Raw genomic sequence first — 340 nt, 5'->3', positions numbered from 1 at the left:
GTCCTTTTCATCGGTGCCGACCTTGGTATCCATCATTTCGGCGCGTTCGAAGAACCGCGTCTGCGTTGCCCCGGGCATCAGCACGGTGACTGTGACCCCTGTGTCCTGCAACTCATGACGCAGTGCGATCGAGAAGGAATCGATGAATGCCTTGGTGCCGTTGTAGACCGCCTGGAAAGTGCCGGGCATGAAACCAGCGATCGATCCTGTGAAGAGGATGCGGCCTCGGCCGCGGCGTGCCATCCTGGCTCCGAGTTGATGCGCGAGATAGACGGTCCCGGTGATGTTGGTGTCGATGATGCGGCGGATTTTTTTCCAATCCTGATCGACGAAACCACGG

The 340-nt window shown here is 58.5% G+C and carries 1 protein-coding gene; it reads right to left on the bottom strand.

The features are described 5' to 3' along the window. Positions 1–340 (bottom strand): SDR family NAD(P)-dependent oxidoreductase (locus EN885_RS33270; protein WP_127238557.1); only part of this gene is annotated, 340 nt, incomplete at both ends.

Origin of the sequence: Mesorhizobium sp. M6A.T.Cr.TU.014.01.1.1, assembly GCF_004022765.1 — a bacterium.
Classification (GTDB): domain Bacteria; phylum Pseudomonadota; class Alphaproteobacteria; order Rhizobiales; family Rhizobiaceae; genus Mesorhizobium; species Mesorhizobium mediterraneum.
This window is presented reverse-complemented; position numbering and strand designations above follow the sequence as displayed.